The organism is Microcoleus sp., from assembly GCF_049646505.1.
Lineage (GTDB): Bacteria > Cyanobacteriota > Cyanobacteriia > Cyanobacteriales > Microcoleaceae > Microcoleus.
On the sequence record NZ_JBARVX010000556.1, the window covers coordinates 1 to 3,405 of the forward strand.

Here is a 3,405-nt window from a genome sequence, read left to right on the forward strand (position 1 = left end):
TGTTTTGTATTTGTAGCGCGATCTCAACAAGAGATTGCTTGCAAATAGAGCAGATTCCACCTTTCTGAAGTACGCCCCGGAGCGATAAATTCCCGTAAGGACACGGCGAAAGCCTAAGTCCCTACGGTATTTTATCCGTCTCGGAAACGCTGTATGTTACCAAGCGAACTGGCGGCTCCCCAGGCGTTAAAACAATACTTTTTGCAAGCGCCAGATGCTCCCAGCGGTGTCAACCGCCGACTAAAGACTAGAAGTTTTTCCTACTTTGTCCTGAGTATCAATTGGTTTAACATTGGTGTAGCCCATATTATTAGCTACATCGCGCAGCACCGAAATTTGCTGTTCAAAATCCAAAGCTTCAATCTCACCCAACACGCCATTGACAGCCTCAGTTGCCTCATATCCTTCGGGGATATCCACAATTTTATCTCCCATACCAACAGCCCAAGCATACCAAACCACCAACTGATTGTTAGCAGTTAAAGCTCCGTAAGCGTGAGAATAAGGCGTGTCATCGCGGTTGACAATAGCTCGCATTATATTCAGTTGTTCGTCCTTGGAAAGGTTGTAAAAATCGTCTAGCAGCACGGGAGCTAATTCGGGTTCGGCGGCGGCGGGGGCGGCTGGCGTAATTGAATCTCCCATTTTTTCATAAATAAAGTAGAGGAGCGCCAGTTTTTCATCTGTACCCAACCCGTTGATTTTCTTAACCGTGTTTTGAGTATCCTTGGAGGTAGCGTGAGAATTGGTTTCGGCGGGTGAGTTCATAAATAAGTTCCTTAAAAAGGGTTCCAGAATATATAAATATCAAGATTTGTAAGTAGAAGTCACCATCCCCAAGAGGTAATGCAATTTTCGATTTGCAATTTGCGATTTTAGATCGAACAATGGGGCATAACTGATTGTGTAAGGGTTTGGAGCTGGCCTGAAGTTGCATTTTTTGGGGAAATTAATGTAATGTCGAGCCGCTACCCTCCCAGAAATCATCCTTAAGATAGAAGCCAGGGATACATCTGCGGGCAGATGCAAAAGCAAGGCAATTAAGCGACGATCGAGAAAGTGAATTGTTAAATAAAAGTAGCAAGGAGTCGGCTATGTCTGAAGTCAGTAAAGAATCAAATAACTCTCAAACATTTGACGCTCAGCAGATATCTGAAAATGTGGAAGCTGGAGAACAAAAGTTGCAGGCGGTTGACGTATCAGCAGACTACGAAGCTTCCAAAGAATTCAGCGTTAGTGAAGTCGATCGCACGAGTGCAGGTGCCAAAGCTGCCGCCGCTGCAACTAAACCTAAATTTGATATTCCCGCTGCTAGCGATGTCGCAAAGCCGGCAGATTCAAGCAGCAAACCCGAAGATTTTCGTTCGATGGCTAAGGAAGTTAAGCCCGCAGGTACACCTGGCAATGTTACCGACGATTTGGTGGATAAGGCGATCGAACGCGGTACACCCGGCAGTTAATTCAACCGCCGTCTCAATTGATGGCAGAATGGTAATATCATGTCGGGTCGATTGCACGTAATAAGGTAGGGGTTCACTTCACCAAAAAGATTTGCCAATAATAATTGACAATCTCAAAAACCCGCCCGGCTTTTAATCGCTGTCAATCGATCGGACATAATTTAAGTCGATCGCCCGACCAATTTTTCCGATCGCCCGAGAGGCCAAAATTTCAATTACCAAATCCACCCGATCGCCCGAAAGCATCGACTGAATAAATAACTCAGGATGCAGCGCTTTCCAGAAATATTCCACAAACCGATTAATTTCGTCCTCTCCCATTCCCGACTTACCCGCCGCCATCATTTCCCGTTCCGCCTGATTGCGCCACACTTGAGAAAAGCGGTAATCTCGCGGATACAAAACCATCAACCGATCTAATCGGTTCCACAGCGCCAAATAGTCGTGCAGCTTCGCATTCATATCGCGCGCAAACTGACAGTCAGCCTCTGTAGAAATCGGAAACGGCCGCTGCGCCAAAAACTCGTTCAATGCGGCCTCTGCGACTGGATTCACGCCGACAAACCAACCTTCAAACAGTACAATATCTGCACCGCAAATAATTTCTGGTTGAGTTCTATCTCCCGCACCACCCCAGGCAGATTTGTCAAATCGGGGAATTTCTATTATATTGTTAATTAGATCGGTTTGGAAGACATCGGATTTTAGATTGTCAACTGCGGCTAATTCGCCCACAGGAGAACCGCGCAACTTGTCTAAAACTGCGATTCCCAAGTCAATATCGTGAGTTCCCGGAGGGCCGCGCCAAATTAGACGCGGGTCGGCTTTTTGGAGTTGTTGGCGATCGGCATAAGTCTTGTAAAGATCGTCTAAAGAAATGCTGACAGTAGAATATTTGAGTTTTCCCAAAATCAGCTTCAAAACTTGGCATAAAGTCGTTTTCCCCGTTCCTTGACTTCCTAAAATCCCTTGAATTAGAGGACGGTTTAAACTTTGTTTTTCCTTCGATAATTGGATGGCCAGCGGCAGCCAAAGATTCCACAAAGTTTCGAGAAAAACAGTTGACTTTAGCGGAAAAGTATGCAGTTCGTAAAGCAGAGAAAAGAATAAATCGGTTTTGTGGCGGACAAAATCGGCTGCATTGTCAGGAGTAATGTTAAAAGCGCGGGCTCTGGCATCATCCGCAAGTTCCCAAGCTGCCAGCAATTCTAACTCGCGGGCGCTTTTGTTGGTTAGCGGGCGATCGCCAGTTATCCATCCTTCTAAAATTTCTACAGGATTTAAGTTCGATCGATCCATCTTGTTAAAAATATCGGGCGGAAACTCACCAAGAAACGGCCATCTGGCGGGATGCGCTGCTCTTGGCCGAGATAGCAGCCAGCAGCAAAAGCTTTAACAACTGACAACTGGCTTGCCGACTTCCCGCCCGCGAAATTCCCCGGATTTATCAGTGGGGATGAGCTTAAAAGCAGCGCCCCTGCAACTCAAAACTTTTTAAGAGCCAAGCTTGAAAGCTTCCACAAATAAATTGTAAGTCACACCAATTTTCAGAGCATTGAGCATTTCCACCCACAAAAAACGGGTTTTTAGCCGCGGGAAACCATAAACCAGCAGGCTCACCAACTCCGTCAACAATACTAACAGCGCGCCCGCGATAATATCCCAATCAGCGGATTGTCCGGCGATCGTCGAAATAGCTGTTCCCAAAAAAGTGCCGAACAGCAAGCTAATTAGCAAAAGCGAAATCCGCCGCCAAGGATTGCTCGCCCAGCGCGTGAATTGCTCGCCCAGAACATCAATTAATCTGTTAATTCGGGTATTCTGCATAGAAGTTAAAATTTATACTGATGAGTTGTCAAAAAATGCGGTTCGAGATCGACTTCAAATGTTTACCGGGTCTGTATGCCGCCATCTAAAATTTTAAATTTAACATCTAAGATGGTAT

Annotated in this window: 4 protein-coding genes; 1 reads left to right on the forward strand and 3 read right to left on the reverse strand. The window is 45.8% G+C overall.

What is annotated here, in order from left to right; genetic code table 11:
* Window positions 1-240: 240 nt before the first annotated feature.
* The gene (locus tag WBA89_RS26160; protein WP_424410552.1) at window positions 241-768 is read right to left on the reverse strand and encodes an orange carotenoid protein N-terminal domain-containing protein; all 528 of its coding nucleotides are present in this window, start codon (window positions 766-768) and stop codon (window positions 241-243) included.
* A gap of 326 nt (window positions 769-1,094) precedes the next feature.
* On the opposite strand from WBA89_RS26160, the gene WBA89_RS26165 reads away from it, so the two are divergent.
* On the forward strand, window positions 1,095-1,460 hold the full coding sequence (locus WBA89_RS26165) for a hypothetical protein (RefSeq protein ID WP_424410554.1): 366 nt from the start codon (window positions 1,095-1,097) through the stop codon (window positions 1,458-1,460).
* A 132-nt stretch (window positions 1,461-1,592) separates the two neighbouring features.
* Here WBA89_RS26165 and WBA89_RS26170 read toward each other — a convergent pair whose 3' ends face one another.
* Entirely contained in the window at window positions 1,593-2,759 is a 1,167-nt protein-coding gene (locus WBA89_RS26170) for a glycerate kinase (protein ID WP_424410556.1), read from the reverse strand.
* Window positions 2,760-2,954: 195 nt separating this feature from the next.
* The gene (locus tag WBA89_RS26175; protein WP_193972776.1) at window positions 2,955-3,287 is read right to left on the reverse strand and encodes a DUF565 domain-containing protein; all 333 of its coding nucleotides are present in this window, start codon (window positions 3,285-3,287) and stop codon (window positions 2,955-2,957) included.
* Window positions 3,288-3,405: the final 118 nt, after the last annotated feature.

Excerpts from the sequence above, each read along its gene's own strand:
- WBA89_RS26170 (WP_424410556.1), bottom strand. The coding sequence starts at position 2,759 with ATGGATCGATCGAACTTAAATCCTGTAGAAATTTTAGAAGGATGGATA.
- WBA89_RS26160 (WP_424410552.1), bottom strand. The coding sequence starts at position 768 with ATGAACTCACCCGCCGAAACCAATTCTCACGCTACCTCCAAGGATACT.
- WBA89_RS26175 (WP_193972776.1), bottom strand. The coding sequence starts at position 3,287 with ATGCAGAATACCCGAATTAACAGATTAATTGATGTTCTGGGCGAGCAA.
- WBA89_RS26165 (WP_424410554.1), top strand. The coding sequence starts at position 1,095 with ATGTCTGAAGTCAGTAAAGAATCAAATAACTCTCAAACATTTGACGCT.